Source organism: Bifidobacterium sp. SKU (genome assembly GCF_026016405.1).
Lineage (GTDB): Bacteria > Actinomycetota > Actinomycetes > Actinomycetales > Bifidobacteriaceae > Bifidobacterium > Bifidobacterium bifidum.
In genome coordinates this window covers 333,901-357,656 of the sequence record NZ_CP092890.1, presented here as the reverse complement: position 1 = coordinate 357,656, position 23,756 = coordinate 333,901, and the positions used below count along the sequence as shown (strand labels likewise).

General features: G+C 62.9%; 16 protein-coding genes, 1 tRNA gene and 1 pseudogene. 3 read left to right on the top strand and 15 right to left on the bottom strand.

Features of this window, described 5'->3' with window-relative positions:
• Window positions 1-60: 60 nt before the first annotated feature.
• From MMB49_RS09600 to MMB49_RS01555, 6 genes and pseudogenes are all read right to left on the bottom strand, one after another.
• Window positions 61-654, bottom strand: a pseudogene (locus tag MMB49_RS09600) (hypothetical protein); the annotation flags it as partial.
• A gap of 608 nt (window positions 655-1,262) precedes the next feature.
• Complete coding sequence (rplI, locus tag MMB49_RS01575) at window positions 1,263-1,709, bottom strand: 50S ribosomal protein L9 (RefSeq protein WP_003820137.1); 447 nt, start codon at window positions 1,707-1,709, stop codon at window positions 1,263-1,265.
• 17 nt (window positions 1,710-1,726) lie between these two features.
• Window positions 1,727-1,975, bottom strand: a complete 249-nt coding sequence (gene rpsR, locus MMB49_RS01570) for a 30S ribosomal protein S18 (RefSeq protein WP_003811758.1) — start codon at window positions 1,973-1,975, stop codon at window positions 1,727-1,729.
• An 85-nt stretch (window positions 1,976-2,060) separates the two neighbouring features.
• Window positions 2,061-2,744: a single-stranded DNA-binding protein gene (locus MMB49_RS01565; protein ID WP_047271481.1), complete on the bottom strand. Its 684-nt coding sequence runs from the start codon at window positions 2,742-2,744 to the stop codon at window positions 2,061-2,063.
• 57 nt (window positions 2,745-2,801) lie between these two features.
• Window positions 2,802-3,098: a 30S ribosomal protein S6 gene (gene rpsF / locus MMB49_RS01560; RefSeq protein ID WP_003811753.1), complete on the bottom strand. Its 297-nt coding sequence runs from the start codon at window positions 3,096-3,098 to the stop codon at window positions 2,802-2,804.
• 147 nt (window positions 3,099-3,245) lie between these two features.
• Window positions 3,246-4,700, bottom strand: coding sequence for a zinc-ribbon domain-containing protein (locus MMB49_RS01555; protein ID WP_061870515.1), 1,455 nt, complete (start codon window positions 4,698-4,700; stop codon window positions 3,246-3,248).
• A gap of 165 nt (window positions 4,701-4,865) precedes the next feature.
• Here MMB49_RS01555 and MMB49_RS01550 point away from each other — a divergent pair, with 165 nt between their 5' ends.
• The 3 genes from MMB49_RS01550 (at window position 4,866) to MMB49_RS01540 (ending at window position 10,158) form a co-directional block, all read left to right on the top strand.
• Window positions 4,866-5,594, top strand: a complete 729-nt coding sequence (locus tag MMB49_RS01550; RefSeq protein WP_047271479.1) for a hypothetical protein — start codon at window positions 4,866-4,868, stop codon at window positions 5,592-5,594.
• A gap of 180 nt (window positions 5,595-5,774) precedes the next feature.
• The gene (locus tag MMB49_RS01545; protein WP_047271477.1) at window positions 5,775-8,954 is read left to right on the top strand and encodes a zinc-ribbon domain-containing protein; all 3,180 of its coding nucleotides are present in this window, start codon (window positions 5,775-5,777) and stop codon (window positions 8,952-8,954) included.
• Between the two features lie 190 nt (window positions 8,955-9,144).
• Window positions 9,145-10,158, top strand: coding sequence for a ribose-phosphate diphosphokinase (locus MMB49_RS01540; RefSeq protein WP_047271475.1), 1,014 nt, complete (start codon window positions 9,145-9,147; stop codon window positions 10,156-10,158).
• Window positions 10,159-10,293: 135 nt separating this feature from the next.
• Here the strand turns inward: MMB49_RS01540 and MMB49_RS01535 are convergent, their stop codons facing one another.
• From MMB49_RS01535 to MMB49_RS01495, 9 genes are all read right to left on the bottom strand, one after another.
• Entirely contained in the window at window positions 10,294-16,089 is a 5,796-nt protein-coding gene (locus tag MMB49_RS01535) for an endo-alpha-N-acetylgalactosaminidase family protein (protein ID WP_047297662.1), read from the bottom strand.
• Window positions 16,090-16,589: 500 nt separating this feature from the next.
• Window positions 16,590-17,621 (bottom strand): glycerophosphodiester phosphodiesterase family protein, encoded by a 1,032-nt coding sequence (locus MMB49_RS01530; RefSeq protein WP_047271473.1) that lies wholly within the window; start codon window positions 17,619-17,621, stop codon window positions 16,590-16,592.
• Window positions 17,622-17,650: 29 nt separating this feature from the next.
• A complete protein-coding gene (locus tag MMB49_RS01525) occupies window positions 17,651-18,796 on the bottom strand; it encodes a D-alanine--D-alanine ligase family protein (RefSeq protein ID WP_047271471.1) in 1,146 nt (381 codons plus the stop codon).
• 237 nt (window positions 18,797-19,033) lie between these two features.
• Window positions 19,034-20,029 carry an NAD(P)H-dependent glycerol-3-phosphate dehydrogenase gene (locus tag MMB49_RS01520; RefSeq protein ID WP_003811732.1) on the bottom strand — a complete coding sequence of 332 codons (996 nt, stop codon included), beginning with the start codon at window positions 20,027-20,029 and terminating at the stop codon, window positions 19,034-19,036.
• A gap of 120 nt (window positions 20,030-20,149) precedes the next feature.
• Window positions 20,150-21,034, bottom strand: a complete 885-nt coding sequence (locus MMB49_RS01515; RefSeq protein ID WP_003815408.1) for a lysophospholipid acyltransferase family protein — start codon at window positions 21,032-21,034, stop codon at window positions 20,150-20,152.
• Window positions 21,035-21,139: 105 nt separating this feature from the next.
• Complete coding sequence (gene nusG / locus MMB49_RS01510) at window positions 21,140-21,982, bottom strand: transcription termination/antitermination protein NusG (protein ID WP_047271469.1); 843 nt, start codon at window positions 21,980-21,982, stop codon at window positions 21,140-21,142.
• A 29-nt stretch (window positions 21,983-22,011) separates the two neighbouring features.
• Window positions 22,012-22,239, bottom strand: coding sequence for a preprotein translocase subunit SecE (gene secE, locus MMB49_RS01505; protein ID WP_013389486.1), 228 nt, complete (start codon window positions 22,237-22,239; stop codon window positions 22,012-22,014).
• A 32-nt stretch (window positions 22,240-22,271) separates the two neighbouring features.
• A tRNA-Trp gene (locus MMB49_RS01500) sits at window positions 22,272-22,347 on the bottom strand.
• Between the two features lie 180 nt (window positions 22,348-22,527).
• Window positions 22,528-23,733: a pyridoxal phosphate-dependent aminotransferase gene (locus MMB49_RS01495; RefSeq protein ID WP_003811723.1), complete on the bottom strand. Its 1,206-nt coding sequence runs from the start codon at window positions 23,731-23,733 to the stop codon at window positions 22,528-22,530.
• Window positions 23,734-23,756 lie beyond the last annotated feature (23 nt).

The window sequence follows — 23,756 nt, the reverse complement described above, 5'->3', positions numbered from 1 at the left end:
CGCCCTCGCCGAGCTCGGCGGTGTGCCGTCAGACATCGTGGCGGTGACGACCATGCCGCTCAGGTCGAGCGCGTCGCCGATGGCGTATTCGGTCTTGGTCGGCTGAGTGGTCACGGCGATCGACGCAACGTCGGACACGGCCGCGGAGTCCTCGACGAGCGTGACGTTGTCGATGTACGCGAACGAGCCGGAGGCCAGATCGGTCTGTGAGATGGCGACCCACAGCGCGGCATACGGGTCCACGTCGAGCGGCACGATGAACGACCCGCTGTAGTGAATTTTGCCGCCTTCCTTGCTTTCGGCGTCCACGGTCTCGCTCAGCACGGTCTTGCGGTACTGGCTGAACGAGCTGACGGCGCCAAGCGACGCGAGGTTGAACTTGACCTGCACCTTGAGCGTGGACGGGGTGTCGTCGTTGCTCTTTCGAGCGTCGCCCACAGGCCGAGACGGTACGTCTCTTGCCCGGCGTCTCAGACAGCGTGTGCTGGTTGATGGTGTCGCCCTTGTACGGGGTGAGCTGTTCGCCGAGTTTCGCCGGAGACTACGGCGTCGGTCTGGTTTAGTTCGGACTTCGGGCGCCGAGTGGCACCGCCGGTGTCGTTGTTCTTCGTGTTGTCGGCGTTGCCGAGCGTCCACAGCGATGCCGCGGCGCATGTATTTCTCGTAATCGGCCGCGTTCGCATCAGTGTTGGTGACTTCGAAGCCCTGCACTGTGATGTATTCGGAGTTCTTCAGCAGGATGGTCTCGCTGACGCCCGCACCGGCGATGATGGGCGCGGCGCCTTCGCCGTACGCTCCGATGGTGATGGGCGCGTCCTTGGTGCCTTTGGCGTTGATGACGCGCAGGCCGGTCTTGACCGAGGCGCCGTCGATGGTCTGGGTCGCGCTGGTGCAGGTGGTGCCGGCCTTGAGCAGCAGGGACTCACCGGCTTTGAGGGTGATGCCGTTCGCCGCTGTCAACGAGTTGAACGGGGCTGGCTTGGCTTCCGCGTCTTGAGAACGCCCATCCTCGCAGCAAATCATTCTCATTAAGAAAGGTGCGAGCCCGCCGCAACTCCAAATGAACATCAATGTCCGCAAATCCTTGGAAAACAGCGTTTTCTCATATTGTTCACTTGTGCGTAAATGTTCGCAATCCTCGCACCTTCCTTATTGAGAATCATTCGCTGCGACTTGGAACAATACAAAAAGCCCCTCGCCGCGCGGAGCGGCGGAGGGGCTGATGCTTAAGCTCAGACGATAATCTGTCTGATGGGCCGGAGTTACTCGGCGACGACCTTCACGAAGAAGGAGGCGGTGATCTCCGGGTGCAGGGCGGCCTTAGCCGGGAAGTCGCCGGTGGTCTTGATCGGCTCGACCTCGATGGCCTTCGGGTTGACCGCGGCCTTGTCGGAGAGAGCCAGCGCGATCTGCTCGGCGGTGACGCTACCGAACAGCTTGCCGGACTCGGAAACCTTGGCAGCGATCTCGACGGTAGTGCCCTCGATGGCGGCCTTGGCGGCGACGGCATCCTCGCGGGTGGCGACGGCCTTGGCCAGGCGAGCGCGCTTCATCTGCACGATCTGAGCTTCGGCGCCCTTGGTCCACGCGAAGGCGAGGCCCTGCGGGATCAGGTAGTTGCGGGCGTAGCCGGAGCGGACGGCGACGACATCGCCGGAGTGGCCCAGGTTGGCAACGGTCTGGGTGAGAATAACCTTGGATTCAGCCATTTCTTATCCTCCCTAACTCAGCGACCGGTGGTGGCGTACGGCAGCAGGGCCATCTCGCGGGCGTTCTTGATCGCCTTGGAGAGCTCGCGCTGTTCCTGCACGGTCACGCCGGTGATACGGCGGGAACGAATCTTGCCGCGATCGGAGATGAACTTGCGCAGCAGCGCGACGTCCTTGTAATCGATCTCGGTGACCTTGGCGGCCTTCAGCGGATTCGGCTTCTTCTTGAACGGCTTGACCGGCGGTTGCGGCCTCTTACGTGACATGATGTTCTCCTTGAAAATTACGATTGAATGCTTGCTTCTGGATTGTTACGTGCGTCGCGCGGCTTCATATGGCCGCGGACGGGCATCAGAACTCGGGTTCCTGCGAATCGCCACCGAAATCGGACGAGCCACCGAACGAACCGAAGGACGAGCCGGCATCGCCGGACGTGCCCCACGGATCGGTCGCGGGCGCGGCGCTCTGGCCGGCGTTGCCCGCAGCGGACGCGCCACCCTGGTAGCTGCCATTGCCGCCACCCTGATAGCCACCGCTGAAGCCGCCATTGCCACGGCCACCCTGGTAGCCGCCGGCGTTGCCGCCGAAACCGCCGCCATTGCCCTGACCGGCGTTGAATCCGCCATTGCCGCCATTGCCACGGCCGGCGAATCCGCCTTGGCCGTTGCCGCTGGACGTGCGCGTGACCTGCGCGGTCGCGTAACGCAGGGACGGGCCGATCTCGTCAATCGTCATCTCGATGACGGTGCGGTTCGAGCCGTCCTGCGCCTGATACGAGCGCTGCTGGAGACGCCCCTGCGCGATGACACGCATGCCTTTGGACAGCGTGCTGGCGCAATGCTCGGCGAGATCGCGCCAGGCGGAGCAGCGCATGAACAGCGCATTGCCGTCCTCGAACTGCCCGGTGTTGCGATTGTAGGTACGCGCGGTAGAGGCGATGGTGAAACTGGCGACGGAAGCGCCGTTTCCTGTGGTCCTCAATTCGGGATCTGCCGTGAGGTTGCCCACCACGGTGATGATGGTTTCGCCTGCCATGACTTACCTTCTTACCTTTGGTTCAGCGAGTCGCGAACAATCAGAAACTCATACGGCTTACTTGGCGTCTTTACGAAGAATCTTCGTGCGGACGACGGATTCGTTCAGGTTGAGCACACGATCGAGCTCGGCGCTGACCTCGGGAGTGGTCGTGTAGTTGACCACCACGTAGTTGCCTTCGGTCTTGCCGTCAATCTCGTAAGCGAGCTTGCGACGTCCCCAAATATCGGTGTTCTCGACGGAACCACCTTCCTTGGTGACGAGCTCCAGATACTGCTCGGTCAACTTCTTCAGACCGCGCTCATCCAGCTCAGGATCGGCAATGAACATCAGTTCGTACTTATGCGCAGACATCACCCACCTCCTTCGGACTAGTCGGCCATGGACTATCCATGGCAGGAGTGTGTATACGCGCTGCTGAAAACAGCAACTTCTCTAAGCTACGCCATGCCCGCGACAGCTTGCGGGGGCTGTCGCGAAGCGACTGGGGAGTAATCCGTCCTACTGCAAATCCACGACCGCGCAATCCGCGGCACCATAGCCGTTCGACTTGCACCATGCGTCGCCGGCCTTCACCGAGTCGACCGTATCACCCGACAGGATCACGTAATACGCGGTCGAAGCGTCGGCCTTCGTGTACGTCGGGTAATCGCCGGACCAGATCAGGATCGCGTTCTTGTGCTTGATGCGCTGCTGCAGGAACTGCTCGTAGATGTCCACGTAATGCCAGGTCTTGCCGTCGGCCTTCATGTCGTTTTTCTTGCTGGACAGCTGCGTGGTGTAGGTGGTGTAGAAGCGGGATGCGGCGGATTCGTCATGCTTGAGCTGCCAGCTCAACGCAAGCTGCGCGTACCGCTCGGCGTCCTCGCTGTCGATGTCGGAGCCCGCCAACGCGTCGCCGTCCGCACTGCCCGCCTCGCCGGTGCCGCTCTGACCGGTCTGCAGGATGACCTCGGCGCTGCCGGTCTCGATCTGGTCGTACGGGCGCCAGTACTGCCTCGTGGTGAATTCGAGCGCGACGTTGGCCGTCTCGCCATTGAACTTGACCGGCTGCTTGGAGAAGTCGAAGACGGCCGAGGCGATGACATTGCCATCATCGTCCTTGATGCTGACCTTGACGTCGGATTCCTTGAACTCCGCCGTGTCGCCGTCCTTCGTCGACGCGCAGTTGGAGGTGAGCTGCAGCTGCGCGACGAGATTGGTGTCACTGTGGTCGACGGAACTCAGCTCGGCATCGGGCGCAGCGGTGCAGTGCTTGTCGTCTTTCGCGGCTTTGCTGTCGCCGGACTTGGTCTTGCCGCTCTGCTGGGATGTCGACTGCGTCTGAGCCGATTGGGTGCCGGAATCACGCAGCATGAACCACCAGACGCCGAATCCGGCGGCAAGCGCCACGACGAGTACGGCGATGATGATGCCGACGATCAGCGCGGTCTTCTTCTTGCCCTTGCCGGCGGACTCTCCAGGCCGTGACGGTTGGGCTGGCGGCTGCACGGCCTGCGGCGGGAAGACGGCACCGGGCTGGGCGGCACCGTATTGTCCCGCGTACTGCCGAACAGCCTGATAAGGCTGTTCAGGAGGCACCGGCTGGGCGGTCGGCACCGGCTGCGCAGACTGCGGCTGAGTAGATGGCACGGTCCAATCGGATTGCATGGTCTGCTGGAACCGGTCATCCTGCCCCGTTCCAGGCACTCCTGCTTGCGGTGCCTGGAACGGCGGCTTCAGCAGAGGGGACTGACTCAGCATGGTCGGGCCGTCGTCATCCGACTGGGCCGGCTGTGCAGACTGCGGGCCGGCGGACAGCTCGGCACCGCACTGCTGGCAGAACCGCATGCCGGGTTCTGACTGCTGACCGCACACCGGGCACACGGAACCCGCCTGCACGGCTACGGGCGCCCCGCAGTTCTCGCAGAATCTATCGCCCTCAACGACATTCGCACCACAACGGGAACACCGCATAATCTCTCCTCATGACTATCCTGCGCTCAACGTTACACTGCATGACAGCATTCCCCTGCAAATATACTGCGATACGGACACCAAATGACGTCCGCAACCATTTGATCGAGATGTCTTTCAGATATTAAAATTAAAGATCGATGAAATTTCGAAGAGGAGATTATCATGCAGATCGGAGCAAGAATGGGGCATATTCCGGCATCCCGTCGTACGGTGACGATGGCCATCGCCGTCATCGCCGTCATTACGCTTTCCATTGCGATGCTGTGCGGATGCGGCACGGCACGGAACACGCACCAAGCAACGGATTCCGGCTCGGGCGGGAACCGTCTCGCCTCATCTTTGCAGGCTTATGCGACGCAGCTGCTCGGCCAGGACTCCGGAATGGACCCCGCGCAGAAAGCGACACTGCGCAAGGCCGCGACAAGCGGCAAAATAAGTCTGTCCGATTACAAGGCCGCATGGAGCCGATACATCACGTGCGTCCAAGACAAGGGCTATCCGAGGCCGACACTGAAAACTTACTCCAACGGCATCCAGCAGCCGCAGGGAGACATACTTCCTTCAGATAAAGCCGATGACCTTGACTACATCCAGAAAAAGGCCAAGGACTTGAACGCGTGTGGAATCGCCACCGTGGATTCGGTGGACGCGTTGTATATGGCACAAGTCGGCAATCCCAATCTGTATGCGTCTCATGAGGAGGGAGCAGTTGATTGCCTTAAGCGCGCCGGGCTGGTGCCGAAATCCTACACCGTCGAACAATACGAGAAGGAGGCGAACGCAATGGGTCATGCCGCTCCCGGAGAGACCGTCAACACGACGTATGACATGAAGAAACCGGAAGTGCTGGCATGCCTCGCCGCCAACGGCAACGTATTCATGGACAGATGACGCCACAGGCACAGAGAATGCATTGGCATGTTTTCGCCCCTATCGGATATCGGATTACCTGCCCGATGGGGGCGAAAACATACCTTATATACCCCGCCCAAATACCGCGAATAAGATGCTGAAGATGACGTGGCGACTATACAATAAGGAGGGAAGAGCAAACCAAGAAAGGGGCTTGTTATGATATGTCCTCACTGCGGCGCCACGCTGTCCAGCGCCGCACGATTCTGCACGCAATGCGGGCAGACGCTCGCGGTCGCCGCAGCAAACAGCAACGACAACGTCGAAGATTCGACCGTGCTCGGCACCGCTCCACACGGCACCGCAGCCACGCCTCAGCCGGAAGCACCCGCTCCCGTCGCCGCATTCCCTGAACCCGTACCGGCCCCACAGGCCGCGGCACCGCAGCCCGAGCCGGCACCCGCATTCCCCGGCGCGGAACAGCCCGCGGCCGAGCCGGCCTTCCCGGCGGTTCCCGAACCAGTCCCCGCACAAGAAGCTCCTGCAGCTCCCGTCCCGGCGGCAGAAGTGCCAGTCGCCGCTCCGGCCGGAGAAGTTCCCGCCGCCGCACCTGTTGCGGCTGCAGCACCGGCTCCCGGCACTTTTGCTGCGCCCGCGCCTGGTGCTCCCGTCCCCGGCGCACCTGTCCCCGTTACCCCCGGCGCACCCGGCGCCCCGGTTCAGCCCGGCGCTCCGCAGCAGTTCGTCCCCAACCCGATGTTCAAGGAGCTGTTCTCCGCGCGTTCGCTGCAGACCGCCGCAATCAGCCTTGCCTTCGGCTTAATCGGCGCGATGGCGCTGGCCCTGATCGGCTCCATCTTCTTCTTGTCGGCCGGCTCATCATGGGCGTCCAAGCTGAGCATGGTCCCCGGCCTGTCCGACATGATGAGTGACGCCAGCGGTTCCGGCACGGTGACGCCGAACTTCTTCCAGTTCCTGATTCTGGTGATGGTTCTGGGCGTATCCGGTCAACTGTCGCCCAATATCACCGGAGGCAACCTCTCCCTGTCGTCCATCGGCGTGTCCGGCCATCTATGGATGCCTGTCGGTCTTTCCGGCGTGGCGCTGGTTCTCGGCACCGCGTTCGGCGCATACTGGTTCGCGCGTAAGTTCGCCATCCGGTTCAAGTGGACCGGCATCGTCAGCAGCGTCATCGTCGGCGTCATGATGGGATTCGTCTATCTGATTCTCGCCGCGATCTTCCCGCTGACGCTGGGAGCCGGCAGCATGGGCGGCATTCAGGCCAAGGCCATCCTGACCGGCGTCTCCGCCCGTACGTATTTCATGACGCTGCTGCTCGCCGCGATCGGCGCGTTCTTCGGCTATCTGCTCGCCCAGTACGCCTCGGATTCCAACAACGTGTTCACCGCGGCCTGGAAGTGGGCTCACCGCACGCGCGGCTTCGTGCGCACGCTGCTTGATGCGGCGTTCATCTACGCGGTCGTGTTCACGGTGATCGGCTTCATTTGCCTGATCATGCTATCCAGCAGCCTGCACAACGGCCAGATGTTCATGCTGTTCCCGATTCTGCTGCCGTACCTTTCGTTCCTGACGTTCGCACTCGGCTCGTTCGGCGCGGTCGGCATCACGGCCAGCGGTAATATCGCTAACCTGTCGCTGTTCGGCATCTCGAACCAGTACGTCGGCTCCATCAGCGCACCGTGGCAGCTGTGGCTGGTATTCGTGGTGTTCCTTATCACCACGTTCTACATTGCGTTGCGCGCCGCGGCCCGCAACATCTATGATCCGGCATATGCGGGATGGCAGCACTCGTGGAAGTCTCCGGTCGCCACGCTGGTGATCTGGCTGATCGTCACGTTCCTGTTCACGTCCGTGACGCTGGGTTACACCATGCAGTCCGATACCTCTGACGTGTCGCTGAACATCGCGGCATGGTACTTCCTCGTCGCGGCCGTATGGTCGTTCCTGATCGAGGTGGTGGCGCTGACATTCGGCCCGGCCATGGTGCTGTCGATGGGCGGCGCATGGAAGCTGTTCGTCGGCGGCACGGTCCGCCCGACGCCCGCCGAGGTCACCGCGTATGCGGCGGCATGCGGAGCGCACTTTGGTCGCTTCCCGTCACAGGTCGCCGCGGCCGTCGGCTACACCGGCCCGCAGCAGTCCTTCGGCGGACAGCCTGGCGCCGGCACCGGAGCGCCGACCGCGCCCGCAGCTGGCGTTCCCGTTCAGGGCGCCCCGGTTCCCGGTGCTCCGGTTCAGGGGGTTCCCGCTGCCGGCACCGACGCCGCGGCCTTTCAGGCCCAAGGTGGTGCCCCGACTGTCCAAGTTCCTGCCGGCGCTCCTGCCGCTCCTGCAGCTGCACCTGTCGCCCCCGTTCCGGTGGCTGCTCCCGCCGCCCCGGCTGCAGCCAAGGCCATGACCCCGCAGCAGAAGAAGCTGGCCATCATCATCAGCGCCATCGTCGGCGTGCTTGCCCTGCTCGGTATCGCTTACGCAGTGGTCAACTCCACCGTGTTCAGCGCCGATAACACCGTGAAGAGCTACCTGTCGGCCATCGCGTCCGGCGACTATGACAAGGCCAACGGCATCTCCGACCCGCAGGTCGCCAACGGCAAGCGCACGCTGCTCACCAATGCGGCTTCCAAGGGCGACAAGACCACGATCAGCAACCAGCGCATCATCTCCGCCACCGACAACGCGGACGGCTCCCGCACGATGCGGATCTCGTACACGCTGGGCGGCAAGTCCATGACCGACATTCTGACGGTCGCGCCGAACGGATCCAAGTTCCTGATCTTCAAGAACTGGAACATCACGACGCCGCTGGTCAAGGAGATCTCCGTCTACGCGTCACCGGCCATCACCAACTTCACCGTCAACGGTGTCAAGGTCGGCGCAAAGAACGCCACAGCATCCGATTCCGGCACCTACACCTTCAAGGTGTATCCGGGCTCGTACACGGTGGAACCGGTCACGTCGAAGTATCTGACCGCGGATTCGACGACGCTGACCACCTCCTTCGAATCCTCCGCCTCGATCTCTGCCGAGCCGACCGACGCTCTGGCAGACGAGATCAACGCGAAGATCAAGGACAAGCTGGATACCTGCGCCAAGTCCACGGATGCACAGCCTGAAGGCTGCCCGTTCAGCATGTACGGTTCCGATGACGACTACCGCAACATCGCGTGGAACATCACCGAATACCCGACCGTCACCACTGATGACCTCAGCATCGACTCGGGAAGCTTCTACGTGTACGGCGGCGAAGCCAAGGTGGCGTACGAGTACAAGAACTATGACGACTCCTGGGAGCCGACGGACAGTTCCACCAGCTTCAGCATCAGCGGACAGTTCACGCTGGACGGCGACAAGCTGGACATCACGCTGGACGACGACTGATCGGAATGATTTCGCCCGGCACGGGGCACCTGCTGCGCGCACCGTGCCGTAAGTGGAAGAATCCGTGAGCATCGCAACCCGCCGTTCCTCTTGGGACGGCGGGTTCTTGTATATTGGATAAGGTTTGTGTACGGCAACGTATCACCACGGTGAACGGTAACGAAACTATCGACGGAAAGAGCGGAAAAACATGTCGGCGATCCTTGAGGGCACACCCGATAAGCGACTGGCCTTGGTGACGGGCCGCGCATACCCTGAGCTTGCCAATGAAGTGGCTCAATATCTCGGCATCAACGTGCTGCCCACCACCGCATACGACTTCGCCAACGGTGAGATGTATGTGCGGTTCGCGGAGCCGGTTCGAGGCGCCGACGTGTTCGTGCTGCAGTGCCACACCAACCCGATCAACAAGTGGGTGATGGAACAACTGCTGATGATCGACGCCCTCAAGCGCGCCTCCGCCAAGTCCATCACCGTCGTGGCACCGTTCCTCGGCTACTCCCGTCAGGACAAGAAACATCAGGGCCGCGAGCCGATCACCGCCCGCCTGATGTTCGACCTGTTCCGCACCGCGGGGGCGAACCGTCTGGTCACCGTCGACCTGCATGCCGCGCAGGAGCAGGGCTTCTTCGACGGCCCGGTCGACCATTTGACCGCCATGCCCGTGCTGATCGACTACGTGCGCAGCCACGTGCCTATGGACAAGGCGACGATCGTCTCCCCCGACGCCGGCCGCATCAAGGTTTCCGAGCAGTGGGCCGCCAAGCTGGGCGGGCTCCCGCTCGCGTTCATCCACAAGACTCGCGACATCACGCGCCCGAACCATGCCGAAGCGCATGGCATCATCGGCGACGTGCAGGGGCGCGACTGCGTGGTGGTGGACGACATGATCGACACCGCCGGCACAATCTGCGAGGCCGTGCGCACGCTGCGCAGCTCCGGCGCCGCCTCGGTGACTCTGGTCGCCACGCATGGTCTGCTGTCTGGCCCGGCCGTGGAGCGCCTGCGCGATTGCGGCGCCCGCGAAATCATCCTGATGGACACTGTGCCAGTGCCGCAGGAGAAGCGCCTGGATAACATGACCGTGCTGTCGGTGGCGCCGCTGCTGGCCGCAGGCATCCGCTCCGTCTTCGAGGAAGGCTCCGTGGCGACACTGCTGGAGGGCCTGCCGGAGGACATGCGCCCGAGAAACATCTACGCCTGAAATATAAAACAAGGGACTACATATTTGCCCCCGCTGGCGGAGGCAGAATGACGCGGTCCTGGCCACCCATAACGGATTGAACACAAAAAAGGGAGGCCGCCACAGGGCGACCTCCCTATTTCTATTTTACTTATATCACTCGGCGCGCTTGCGGGCGATGAACACCGCGCCAGCGGCGGCGACCAGCATCATGCCGGCCATGCCGATGACGGCGACGTTCGCACCCGTCTTGGAGATGGCGTTGCCGTTGGCATCGGCCTTCTCCAGTGCGGCGATCGCGTCGGCGAGGGCCTTCTGCGCGGCGTCGATGTCAGCCTGGGTGGCGTTGTCATCGGCGAGGACGCTCTGGGCCTTGGCGAGGGCGTCACGCACGGCCTGGGCGGACTTCTTCGTGTAACCGCTCAGATCCAGGGCCTTGGCCTGATCGATGGTGGCCTGCAGCTTGCTCTTGTCGGTCGTCTCCGGGTTCGGAGTCGGCTTGGAGGAGGCGGGCTTCAGGGCCTTCATCGCGGCGTTCAGCGCGTTATACGCGGCATCGACGTCAGCCTTGGTGGCGTTCGCATTGTTCAGGACGGCCTTGGCGGCATCCAGAGCCTTCTTGAACGCGGCCCACGAATCCTTGGTGTACGCGGATTCCTTGAGCTTCTCGGCATCGGCGACCAGGCCGGCGAGCTTGGAGGTGTCCACGCGCTCTTCCAGAGCGGCGATGGCGTCCTTCAGGTTCTGGTAGGCGAGAGCCACGTCGTACGCGGTGGCGTTCTCGTCGTCCAGCACCTTCTTGGCGGCGTCGCGCTTGGCGACGAGCACCTTCCAGGTGTCGGCGGTGTAGGTGGCCTCGGTCAGGGCGGAAGCGTCATCGTACAGGTTCTGCAGATCGCACTTGTTGACCTTGACCTCGGTGCTCGGCACGTCGCGAACCGTGGTGACACGCAGCTCGGCAGCGGAGGCGTACGTGTTCACCTCGCCCGCGGACTGTCCCGCGGTTTCGAGAGCGGTGATGCGCACCTTGGTGACGTTCTTGACCGCGTCGAACTTGACCTTCTGCCAGACACCGCTGGTCGTGGTGAACGTGCCATTGGTGACGACGTCCTTGGTGGTGCCGTCGGACAGCGTCAGCGTAATCTTGTACTTCTTGATCTTGCCGTTCGCGTTCGCGCCGCCACTGCGGGCCATGTAGCGCAGGCCGTCGATGGTCGTCGGCTCGTTCAGGTTGAACTGATACCAGGCGGTACCGGCGGACACTGCGTTGGCGCTCCAGGAGGTGTGCCAGTGGGTGCCGGCATTGCCGTCCTGGGCGAGGCTTGCCGGGCCCTCATTGCCGCCCGACAGTGCCTGCTGGCTGCCCGCCTCGACGGTGTAGGCGTCGGTCGCCACGTCGTACGCATCGTTCGAGTCGTCGCCCGGTGCGTTCTTCATGTACTCGGCCAGCGCCACAGCCTTGTTGTAGGCGGTGGTGTAGTCGGGCTTATCCTTGGCGATGAGCGCCTCGATCTCGGCCACCGTGTTCACGTACGTGGTCCAGACTTCGGCGGAGTAGTCGCCGCTCTTGCCGTTGTAGGTGTCCTTGACTTCCTTGAGCTTGGCCTCGGCGTCGGCCTTGGTGCGCTCGGCGGATGCCACGTGCTCGACCTTCAGGTCATCGAGGACGAAGTCCTTGTAGCCACCGAAGGCGGCGGCGGAATCGGACGTGTTCTGCAGGTCGGGAGCGGTGGAGGTCGAGTAGATGCCGAACCAGCTGTCGCCGGTGATGGAACCGGTGATCTCGAACTCGGCCGTGCCGTCCTCGCCCAGGGCCTTCTTCAGGTTGGTGAGCTTGACGGTGCTGGCGTTGTACTCGCCGTCACCGGTGGCGATGGCGTAGATGTCGTCGGAGCCGGACTGGTACTTGAACGACACCTTGTAGGTCTCGCCCGGTTCCAGCTTGACGTTCTGCGGGATCGTCTGGTAGATCAGCGTGCCCTTCTGGATCAGGCCGTTGGCCTTGACGGACCACTTGCCGTCGAGCACGTCGTCCATCTTCTTGACATCCCAGCCGGCCTGCGTGAACGGGGCATGCAGCTCGGACAGGTGGATACGGTTGTCCTCGACGCCTTCGGAGCCGGAGACCACGAACGGCCAGATGCCCTGGGCATTGTCCTCGAAGTCGTTGGTGAGCGTCTTCAGGGTGCCGTCAGCGTTGAGCGTCAGGCCCTTGTAACCGTTCTCAAGCACGCGCACGTCATCGAAGTACACATGGTCGGTGTTGTCGCATGCGCCGGAGTGCGAGAGCGTCACCTTGACGTCGCCGCTTTCCGGAGCCACGAACCACACGTACATGTTCTGGAAGTAGCTGCTGCCGCCTTCAGTGTTCGAGTACGTGTTGTGGCCGTACGCCTTGATGTAGTTCTTGGCGATCGACTTGCCGGTCTCGTTGGTGGCGAGGACCTTGGTGCCGTTGGTCACGGTGATCTTGGCCGGGGAGTTGGTGCGGTTGTCCACGCCCACGTAGATCGCGTAACGCTTGCCCGCGGTCAGGTCGGTGAGCTTCTGGGAGACCTTCACGTCACCGGTCAGGCGCAGCATGGCGTTGTTGGTGCCTTCGACTTCGGCCTTGCCGGTGCCGGAGACGGCCCAGTTGTCCTTGAGGGTGTTCTGGCCGCCGTTGAAGCCGGCGTCCACGACGTGCATGCCTTCGCTCCACTTGACGGAGATCTGCTTCTCGGAGCCCTTGGTCACGACGTACGGGGTCTCGGCCTCGGCGGTCAGCGAGATCTTGCCGCCGGAGACGGCGACGGTCTTCTCGTTGGTCTTGCCCTGGTCGGTGAGCTGGTACACCTTGACGGAGGCGAGGTTCTGCCAATCCTTCGGCAGGGTCCACTCGGTGGTGCCGCCCTGGGTATTCCAGTGGTACAGCTTCTCATCGGAGGACTTGACGAGCTTGCCGGTGTTCACGTCCCACAGCCACGGCAGCAGGTAGGACTCAGTGCCCTTGACGGTGTTGCTGTTGCCCGGGGAGACCGCGCCGGACGCCACGGTGATGCCGTTGAGCGTGATGGTGCGGTTGCGGTACGCGCCGTTGTTGGTGTCGTTGGAGCCACGGGACAGGACGACGACGTTGCCGTGGTCGTCCTTCAGCGTGATCTGCTCGTTGCCGTTGTTGACGGAGGCATCCTTCACGGAGGTGGCGTCGAGCGGGCTGTTGACCCAGCGGACGACCTTGAAGTGCTGGATGAACTTGGTGGACACATCGTGCGTGTACAGGTTCCTGATGTACGCGGCGTAGTCGTTGCGTCCCTGCCAGCCTTCGAAGTCCTTCATACTGTAGCCGCCGAGCAGCGGGGCGTTCGCGGCCTGGCCGTACGACGGGTAGTCGCCGACCCAGCTGTCCTTCTGGTGGTTGCGCAGGAAGCGCATGACCTGAGAATTCTCGCCCTTCATGCCGGAACCACCGTAGGTAAGGTCGGCGGCCCAGTGCTGGAAGGTTGCGTCATACTCGTTGCCGGCACCCCATTCGGTGGTCATACGCCAGCCGTTCTGATTGATCATTTGGCTCATCTTGCGGGTTTCCCACGAGTCCTCGGCGCCGGAGGTGTTGTTGCCCCACACGTCGAGGTAGATGAAGTCCATGTTGTCGCCGACCTTGCTCTTGAGGTCAGCGAAGCGGGACTTGCGCATGCCGGAGGCGAGATCGTAGATGCCGTCGATGCCGATGCCCTGATCCAGCCAGTTCCAGCCGTAGCTCAGGCCGCCACTGGAGTTGCGACGCACCATGTCCTCGCTGAAGGCCCTGGCTTCCGGGTACATTTCGGACGCGTTGACGTGCACGCCGAAGCGGGCGCCGTACTCGGTGCCCTTCTCCATCAGGGTGTTCATGTCCGCGGCGCCGCCGGCGCGGGTGTTGATGTCGCCGTAGTCCGGATGGCCGGAGTCGTGGCCTTCGTTGCCGTAGCCCTTGAGCAGCACGGACTGGCCGAGGCCGTCGGTGTTGAGGGCGACCTTCTTGACGTTGTCAAGCGTGGTCAGGAACGGGTTCTGCGCCTGGGAGCCGAAGTTCATGGCGATGCGCCATGCGACCAGCTCGGGCACTTCCTCTGACTTGTATGGGTTGTTCATGATGTCGCGGTATGCGATCGCGCCATCTTCCCAGTTGACCGTGCCGTCCTCGTTCTCGTCACCAGCGATGGCGACGGCCATCTTCGGCATGTCGGTCTCTTCGACGGTGTAGGTGCGCTTCTTCGTGTCGGTCACGACGCGGTGGTAGTACCACGGTGCAGTGCCCAGACCGAAGGAGGTGGCCTTGCCGACCTTCTGGGTGGAGGTGAGCACGCGGGTGTTCCTCGCACCGCCGGCGACGGTGTTGCCGACGGTGGTGCCGTCGTGCTCGGAGTTGGACCACAGGCCGGCGCTCAGGCCATTGCCCGAGACGAAGCCGTAGGTGTAGTCGTTCGCATTGCCGACCGTGGTGTCGGCGGTGATGCCGAAGTTGGTGTCACCGGGCCTGGCAGTGTCGGACGACATGCGGGCGCCGGTGAACTGGGCACCGTCCTGACCGGAGCGCACGGAGATGAGGCTCTGGTTCGGGAACGCAATCGTCTGGACCGGGTTCTCCTCGGCCTCGGTCTTGGTGTCATCCGCCTTGTTCACGATCTTGGTGACGTTGAGCTTGAGCGTATTGTCGACGACCTTGATCTGCGCGGTGACGACCGCGTTGATCTTGTTGCCGCTCTTGACGTTCAGCGTGTACTGGGCCTCGGTCGCGCTGACCTTCTTGAAGGTCACGTCGGAGTCCTTCAGCGTCACGTCGGTGCCGTTGATGGTGATGACGCGCACGTCCTTCGGCTGGCCGTACATGATCTTGCCGTCGAGCTTCTTCATCGTGTAGTCGTACACGGACGGGAAGTTCTTCTTCACGCGCACGTCCATGGCGGCGGTGGAGAGCGTCTCAGTGGCGACTTCGGCCGACTTGTTCAGCGTGATGTTGCCGACTGAGGCATTGCCATCGGCGACGGTGACGGTCTTGGTGGCGTCATCGTAGCCTTCGGCGGACACGGTCAGCGTGTAGTCGCCGGCGGCGAGGCCGGTGAGGGTGAAGGTGCCGTCCGCCGCGGTGGTGGCGGAGTTCTTGCCGGTGACGACTTCGGCGCCGGCGATGGCGGCGCCGCTGGCGTCGACGACCTTGCCGGTCACGTTGTGCTTGGCGACTTCACCCACGGTGAAGTTTTTGAAGTAGACATCAGTGACTTCGCTGGTGCCGGAGTAAGAGCCGGCCTTCATGGCGAGCTTGTCGGTCAGCGCGGTCATCGAGGAGTAATCCACATCGAACGCCTTCTGTCCGTCAATAGTCAGCGTGGCAACCTTGGCGGCAGTCCAGGAGACGTTGACGGTGATTTCAGCGTTCGCGGCAGGGGCAGCGACACGTGTGCCGTTGTACCAATCGCCATTGCCGCCGACATACTTCTGCCAGAACCAGCCCCCCTTGTCATAGCCCAGGAACAGGGCGTTGCCCGGATCCTTGTAGCCGAGGTAGAAGCCAAAACGGTTCGCGGAACCAGCCTGCGGGGACTTGACCTTGATGGAGAACTCTCCAGCCCGAGTCAGGTCAATCGTCTTGCCGCTAATGGCGACAGCCGGATAGCCACTGCTGCTGGTGGCATTGCCGTTGGCGGAGGTGGACTTGAAATGAGTCCATCCCGCATAATCGCCAGTGCCGGCTGCAAGAATTTCGCCGCCTTTGGCGGTGTTGCGGTCAATCGTCCAGCCGTTCACGGCAGCATCGTCCGCGACGGTGGCGACATCGTTGGCGTTCGCGTCATTGGAGCTAGCCGCTGAACGGAGCGCGAGAGTCTGCAAATCACTTGCAGAAAGCGGCGCGGCGGACGCTGTGCTGCCCACCCCCAGTGGGGCGACAGCGAGTGCAACCGCAAGGGCCACTGAAACCACTCGTTTTCTCATATTTCCTTACCTTCATCATGGAGCACTAAGGTTTAACCTTGAGCGGATACGCATGACGGAAGCCCGACACGCGCGTCTCAGTTTTCTATGATAACACTCTTAACAAAATACAAGAACGTGTGTTGTTAACATTATTAATTTCCAAGGAAAATAGAAATTTTCGCCATATACCAATGGGTATGCGTGAAAAAACCTGTGCAAATCCCCTCAAAGAACAGTGATTTTTCCCCGTCGCGACAACACTGTCTCGCGGAAGTTTTCCGCTATTTGTTAACTTACCTTACTTATTGGAGCGCTGGAAGAGCCAACTGGCCGATGCGATGCTCACTGGAGGTGATTTGCGTTCATATGTTCGCGCCGAAACGACGATCCTGCGCACTTACGGACACAAATGGGTCTGTTTGCGTCCGTAAGTGCGCGCACTTGTCGTTTCGGCGCGCACTTACGGACGCTAATGCCCCCAGTCGCTTCGCGACGGGGGCACGCACTATATAAAAGGACTATTTGCTATCCGGAACGAACGACTCGAAGATGTGGCGGTCGAAATACTGGTCGCATTCGGCGAGTTCGTCCGCGCTGCGAACCGTCCACGACACCGGTATCGCGCCCATCCAGCGTGCGGCCCGCAGCTGCGGAGAGGGGCCGCCATGCCAGTCGAACGCCACGAAGTCCGGACGGGAGATCCAATCGAACGCCAACAGCCCGGCCAGCCACTCCTTGGCCCCGGTACCGGTGAGCGACGCCGGCTCTGCCAACTGGCCGCGGCACACCCCCGGACGGTGCTCCTTGTACCAGTTGACCGCGCCCGGATGGAACGACTCGATCACATACGGGCCGTCATACGCCTGCAGCAGTTGGTCGCCCTTCTCCATCAGCTCGTCCGCCCGCTCGCCCCACGCGGCGTTGTCGGTGAACTTGTACTCCACGATCACCGGTACACGTCCCGCGATCACGCGCAGCACGTCGACGAACAGCGGCACGTGCTGGTAGTAGCCCTGCGGAGCGAACTGTGCGGCGGCCACCGGGTCGGCGACGGGCGCCGCCTCGGCATCCCCCGGCTTCGCGGGCGCAGGGAACAGCGGGATGCGCGACAGCTCCTCATACGTCAGGTCGGCGATCTTGCGCGGATCTCCGGCCACGCGCAACAGGTTATCGTCATGCACGACCACCACGCGGCCGTCCTTGGTGAGCTGCACGTCCAATTCGATGCCGAATCCGGCCTCACAGGCGGCGGCGAACGCAGCCAGCGAATTCTCCGGGGCGATAGAGCCGCTGAAGTCAGCTGTCCCGTATCCCGCGCGCAATGCGCAGCGACGCGCCAGCGCCACATACTCGCCGCTGTGCGCCGCATACTCCGGCGTCAGTCCCGATCCCGCGTCATGCAGGCCACGATGCGCATACCATACGTCCGGAACCGACGGCACGAAATGACGCTGCTTGTCGCTGAACGAACGCGGCTTGATGGCCCAGACCGCGGCGCCCGCGGCTACGGCTCCGGCAAGCACCAGCTTGCCGCCAACATGTTTTCCCATAGTGTTTCTCCTAACCGTGCCGTCGGTTTCTATCGCAGCACGCCGTCGATCAGCTTGGTGATCAGGTCGGTATAGCCGATGCCGGTCGCCTCCCATGCCTTCGGATACATGGAGATCGGCGTGAAACCGGGCATCGTGTTGATCTCATTGACCATCACCTCGCCGTCCGGCGTCACGAACGTGTCCACGCGGCTCAGGCCGGCGCCATCCACCGCCTTGAACGCCTTGACCGCGGTCTCGCGCACCTGCTGCAGAGTCTCCTGAGGCAGATTCGCCGGCACCTCCACATGGCTCGCCGACGAATCCATGTACTTGCTGTCGAAGTCGTAGAACTGGTCGTCGCCGCTGTTGCGCTTGTCGAGCACGATCTCGCCCGGCCAGCTGGCCTGCGGCTCGCTGCCGGCCTTCGGGCACAGCACCGCGCACTCGATCTCACGCGCGTCGATGCCCTGCTCGATCAGGATTCGCCAATCATGATGGCTCGCCTCGAACACGGCGGCGGCCAGCTCGGCGGCGTCACCGGCATGCTCCACCTTGGTCACGCCGAAGCTCGATCCGGCGCGGGACGGCTTGACGAACAGCGGGTACGCCAGTCCGGCCTCCTCGACCCGAGCGAGCAGACCATCGGCATCAGCGGCGAACCGCGACACCGCGTCGAAGCCGCGCGCGTCCACGGTGATGCCGGGAGCGACCGGAATGCCGGCGGCGGCCAGCAGCACCTTCGTGTAATGCTTGTCCATGCACGCGGCGGACGCGAGCACGCCGCAACCGACGTACGGCACATCCATCATCTCCAGCAGACCCTGAATCGTGCCGTCCTCGCCATACGGGCCGTGCAGAACCGGCAGCACCGCGTCCACGTGCCCCAGCGAGCTCAGCGTGCCGTCGTCATTGCGGGCGAAGAAGCCATCCTGCCCGAGCGCCACGTCCAGCACGACGTCGCGCGAGCCGGGAGTCTTCTCGACGACCGGCAGACCGTCGGCCATATCCCATCCGCGCGGGTCCTCGCCGTCCACGATCCACTGGCCCTGCTTGGTGATGCCCACCGGCACCGGCTCGAACCGGTCGGTGTCAAGCGCGCGCAGCACGCCGGCAGTCGAAATGCAGGAAATCGAATGCTCGTCGGCCTTGCCGCCATACATCACCACAACGCGAATCTTGGCCGTTTCAGCCATGTTTTCCTCCCATGCCATGTTTTGCACATACTGGGTCATAGCCTAATACGTGCGATGGCGCACCGCCCCGTAACAATTCGCCTCTTGCAAAACCCGCCAAACTCAGCAGGGTGGGCACCGGTGAGATTAGCTTTGCCGATGGCGCGAACCACCCCGTCTCGCTGCGGGGCATATGCTAACGCCCCCCCGCTGGCGGGGGCTGTCGAGCGCAGCGAGACTGGGGGTGGTTAATGCAGCCTACTCCTCGGTGATCTCGGTGCCGAGTAGTTCGGAGAGCATCTGCTGGCAGGATATGCCTTCGTTCAGCACGCGGCTCATCGCGTAGGCGAGCGGAGTCGGCACGTCGAGCTCGTCGCCGAGCGCGACCACGGCATCGGTAGTCGGCACGCCCTCGGCGACGCCGTTGCTCACCTTCGTGGCCTCCTCGACGCTCAGGCCCTTGCCCAGATTCGCGCCGAACGTGTAATTGCGGCTCAGGGGCGAGCCGCAGGTGGCGGTCAGATCGCCCACGCCGGCGAGACCGGCGAACGTCTTCGGATCGGCACCTGCGGCCTTGCCAAGCGCAGTCAGCTCCGCCAGTCCACGCGTCTCGATCATCGCGGCGGTGTTCTCGCCGTATCCGGCTCCACGGGCCATGCCGACTGCGAGCGCGACGACGTTCTTCAACGACCCGCACATCTCCAGTCCGATCACGTCGGAAGTGATGAACGCCTTGAAGTAACTGGTCGTGCAGGCGGACGCCACCTTGCGCGCATTGTCCAGATTCTCGCAGGCGACGACCGTGGCGGCCGGCTGACGGTCGGCGATCTCCTTGCTCAGGTTCGGTCCGGAAACCGCGGCGAAACGCTCAGCCGGCAGGTCGAGGGCCTCGCGGACCACTTCATCCATGCGCTTCTTGGTGTTCCGCTCGATGCCCTTCATCAGGCTGACGACGACGGCGGTATCGGGAATCAGGTCCTTGAACTCGGCGAGCGCCACGCGCGCGAACTGGGCGGCGATGGCGACGACGATGATATCGGCGTCCTTGACGGCCTGCGCCCGGTCGCCCGTGGCGGTCATGTTGTCGGGCAGCTTGGCGACGGACGGCAGACGAACGGCATTGTGGTGCCGGTCGCGGATGCCCTCCACGATTTCGGGCTCGATGGCCCACATCGTCACGTCATTGCCCGCGTCCGCCATCACCTGGCCAAAAGTGGTGCCCCATGCGCCGGCACCCAATACAGTACATTTCATAACCCACTACCCTACTCCAGCCCCGGATACGAGACCTCCATGCGCACGTCGCGCAGGTATGAACGCGCCCGCGCGGCATGGCGCTGCGCGGGCGTCTCGGATGTCCGTCGTGTTCGGGAATCAGTCGGTAACGCGGCTCATCGTACGGTAATCCCAGTAGCCGGAGGGAGCACGCTCGCCGCGGATCTCCGCCATGACCTGCGTCATGCGCACACGTACCCGGCGGGTCAGCTCGTCGGCGAGCTCCACGGGAGGCTCATCGCCCCACGACTCGCTGTCGACCAGCAGATCAGCGTAATCCAGCTGCGCGTCGTAGCACATGACGACGTTCTTGCGCGGCCACGGCCACCAGTGGTTGATGCTCGCCGCACCCCACGTCACCGCGCAGAACAGCGGCACCTGGTATCCGAGCCGGCGCGATGCCTCCAGTGCGATCACGCCGACGCCGTTCTTCATGCTCATCGGCCATTTCTTCGGGTCGCGGGTCACCGTGCCCTCCGGCCAGACGGTCAGCGGGCGGCCGCTCGTCAGAATCTCGACCGAGGTCTCCTCGATGGCCCGTGCCTTGCCGGACCGGCGCTGAACCGGCTGCATGCCTACAATCTGGAACCACTTGCCGATCAGAGGCCAGTGCGCCATCTCGGCCTTCGCCATGTAGCGCGGGCGACGGCCCATGTGGAACAGCGACGCCATCGGCACGAACACGTCGAACATGGTCACATGCGTGGCCGCGGTGATGAACGGGCCGGTTTCAGGGATGTTGTCGAGCCCCCAGGCGTACGTCCTGCAGCTTGCGCGGAACACGACATCGACGCCCTTGAGCAGCCGTGAGGTGCCCTTGGGGTTCTGCGCGGCGATTTCGGCCTCGTTGATCGTGCGATCAGGGCCGGTCGGCAGGTCGTGCATCGGATCGACGAGCGTGTGCGCCTTGGCGAGCCTGCTCACTTGTGCATTGGACAGCGGCTTGACCGCGGAACGCGGTGACGGTTTTCCTTTGGATGCCATGAGAGCCATTGTACGTGCGTGGCATGTCGTGGCACAAATGGTGCCGGCAACGCAAAACGGCGGCCGGAAAACCGACCGCCGTTCATGCAAACAACGTCTGACGACTTACTGAAGCTTCTCCACCTGATGGAAGCCGAGTTCCACCGGCGTGTCGCGCCCGAAGATGGAAACCAGCACGGTGAGCTTCTGTGTGGTGGGTTCGACATCGGAGACGACGGCGGCCATCGTGGCGAACGGCCCGTCGATGACGGTGACCTGATCGCCGACGGCGTAGGACACCTCGACAACGCGCTTCTTGGCCGCGGCAGGCTTATCGCCGGCCTTCTTGAGCGCTTCGGAGGCGATCATCGGCGCCAGCATGGCGACGACTTCCTTGCGGGACAGCGGCGCCGGATCCTTGGTCGGGCCGACAAAGCCGGTCACGCCTTCGGTCTCGCGCACGATACGACGGGCATCCTCGTCGGGCCACATGCGGATGAGCACGTAGCCGGGAATGCGGACGCGGGTGATGACCTTCTTGCCCTTGTCAGTGTGCTTGTCGACTTCCTCCATCGGCACTTCGATCTGGAAGATCTTGTCTTCCAGGCCAAAGCTAGTGACACGGGATTCGACGTTCGTCTTCACGCGCTTCTCGTAACCGGAATAGGTGTGGAGCACATACCACTTGCCTTCCAGGGTGCGCAGCGACTTTGAGAACTCCTCAACGGCCTTTGCGCCCGCATCGAGTTCTTCGGATTCCTGCTCGTCGGCGTCGCCGGACGCTTCCGCATCGTTTTCGGCGGTGTCGGATTCAACGGCGTCATCAGCCGCGGCGGGCTGTTCTTCGGCATTGTCATTGATGGAATCAACCGCCGCGTCCGCAACCGGATCGGCTTCAACGGCCGTGTCGGCCGAATCGGGAAGATCCGCCAGTGCGTCGAGGTTATCGAGATTCACTTCATCAGTCATGCGTAACTTTCACCTTCAGGGTCGATGGATCAGCCGAACACCCACAGCACGAGCTTGCCCAGACCGAAATCCATGCCCGTGACGAGGAGCATCAGCAACACGACAAAGATGAACACGCCAAGAGACCAGAAGAACAGTTCCTTCGCAGTGGGGGTGACCACCTTGCGAAGCTCATCGATAATCTGCTTGATGAACAGGCCGATGCGCATGAATACATTCGGCTTGACCGCTTTCTCCGCATTGCTTGCCTTCGCCATGTTCATCCTTTTGTGTGTTGGTTGCAAATACTTGGCAGGGAAGGCGGGACTCGAACCCACAACCTACGGTTTTGGAGACCGTTGCGCTACCAATTGCGCCACTTCCCTAGGTGAACTTTGCCCACTGTACCCGGCACGCAAGACTACGTGTCCGTTACTTGGCAAAACCGCCAAGAGGCCATATTAGCGGGGATTGCCGATTTCGTCCAATCGCGTGTCTCGACCGGCGCGTAATCGGCGTGCCGCGGCGTGCGCGGCAGATACCGCGCACGACCTCTTGCAACGGTTTCAGCCGACCCAGCGGCGGAACCGGCGCATGCCCTCAGCGAGCTGGTCATCGGCCAGCGCATACGAGAAACGCAGGTATCCGGGGGCGCCGAACGCCTCGCCCGGAACCGCGGCGACATGGGCCTCGTCCAGCAGCGCCGCGGCGAGTTCGGAAGACGTGTTCACGACGGTGCCGTTCTCGCCGAGCGGCTTGCCCAGCAGGCCGGTCACATCGGGGAACGCATAGAACGCACCGGTGGGCGTCGGGCAGTGGACGCCGGGGATATCGTTCAGGGCGGCGACAATGGCCTTGCGGCGGGCGTCGAATGCCTCGCGCATCATATGCACCTCGTCGAGCGAACCCGCGACGGCGGCGAGCGCCGCTCGCTGCGGAACGTTGGAAACGTTGGAGCTCAAATGGCCCTGCAGCTTGGCGACGGCCTTGGCGACGGGCGCGGGGGCGACCATCCAGCCAACTCGCCAGCCAGGCATCGCGTAGGTCTTGGCGACGCCGTTGAGCACCAGCAGCTGGTCGCGGCATTCGGGGACCTCGACGCCGACGTATGCGGTCTTGGCGCCGTCATAGTTGAGGTGCTCGTAGATCTCGTCGGAGATGACCCACACGTGGTGCTCCACGGCCCACTCGCCGATCGCGCGGATCGCCTCGCGACTCCACACGGCACCGGTCGGGTTGTTCGGGGAGGTGATGATGATGGCCTTCGTGCGCTCGGTCCGGGCGGCCTCGATGGCGGCGATGTCGGGCTCGAAACCACGGTCGGCGCCAGCGAACACCTCGACCGGTTTGCCGCCGGCCAGCTTGACGGCCTCCGGATAGCTCGTCCAGAACGGCGTGGGAATGATGACCTCGTCGCCGTCATTGAGCAGCACCTGGAAGGATTCGTACACGGCCTGCTTGCCGCCGTTGGTCACCACGACCTGATCGGCGGTCACCTCGTAGCCGGAGTCACGCAGCACCTTGGCCGCAATCGCCTCGCGCAGCTCGGGCAAGCCGGCGGTGGGCGTGTACTTGTAGTTGCGCGGGTCGTTGCACGCCTTGACGGCGGCATCCACGACATCCGCGGGAGTCGGGAAATCGGGTTCTCCCGCGCCGAAGCCAATCACGTCGACGCCGGCGGCCTTCATCGCCTTCGCCTTAGAATCGACGGCAAGAGTCGCGCTCGGTGCCACATTGTTGATACGGTCGGAAAAAGTCTGCCAGTCAGCCATAGTCATGCCATCCATGCTAAACC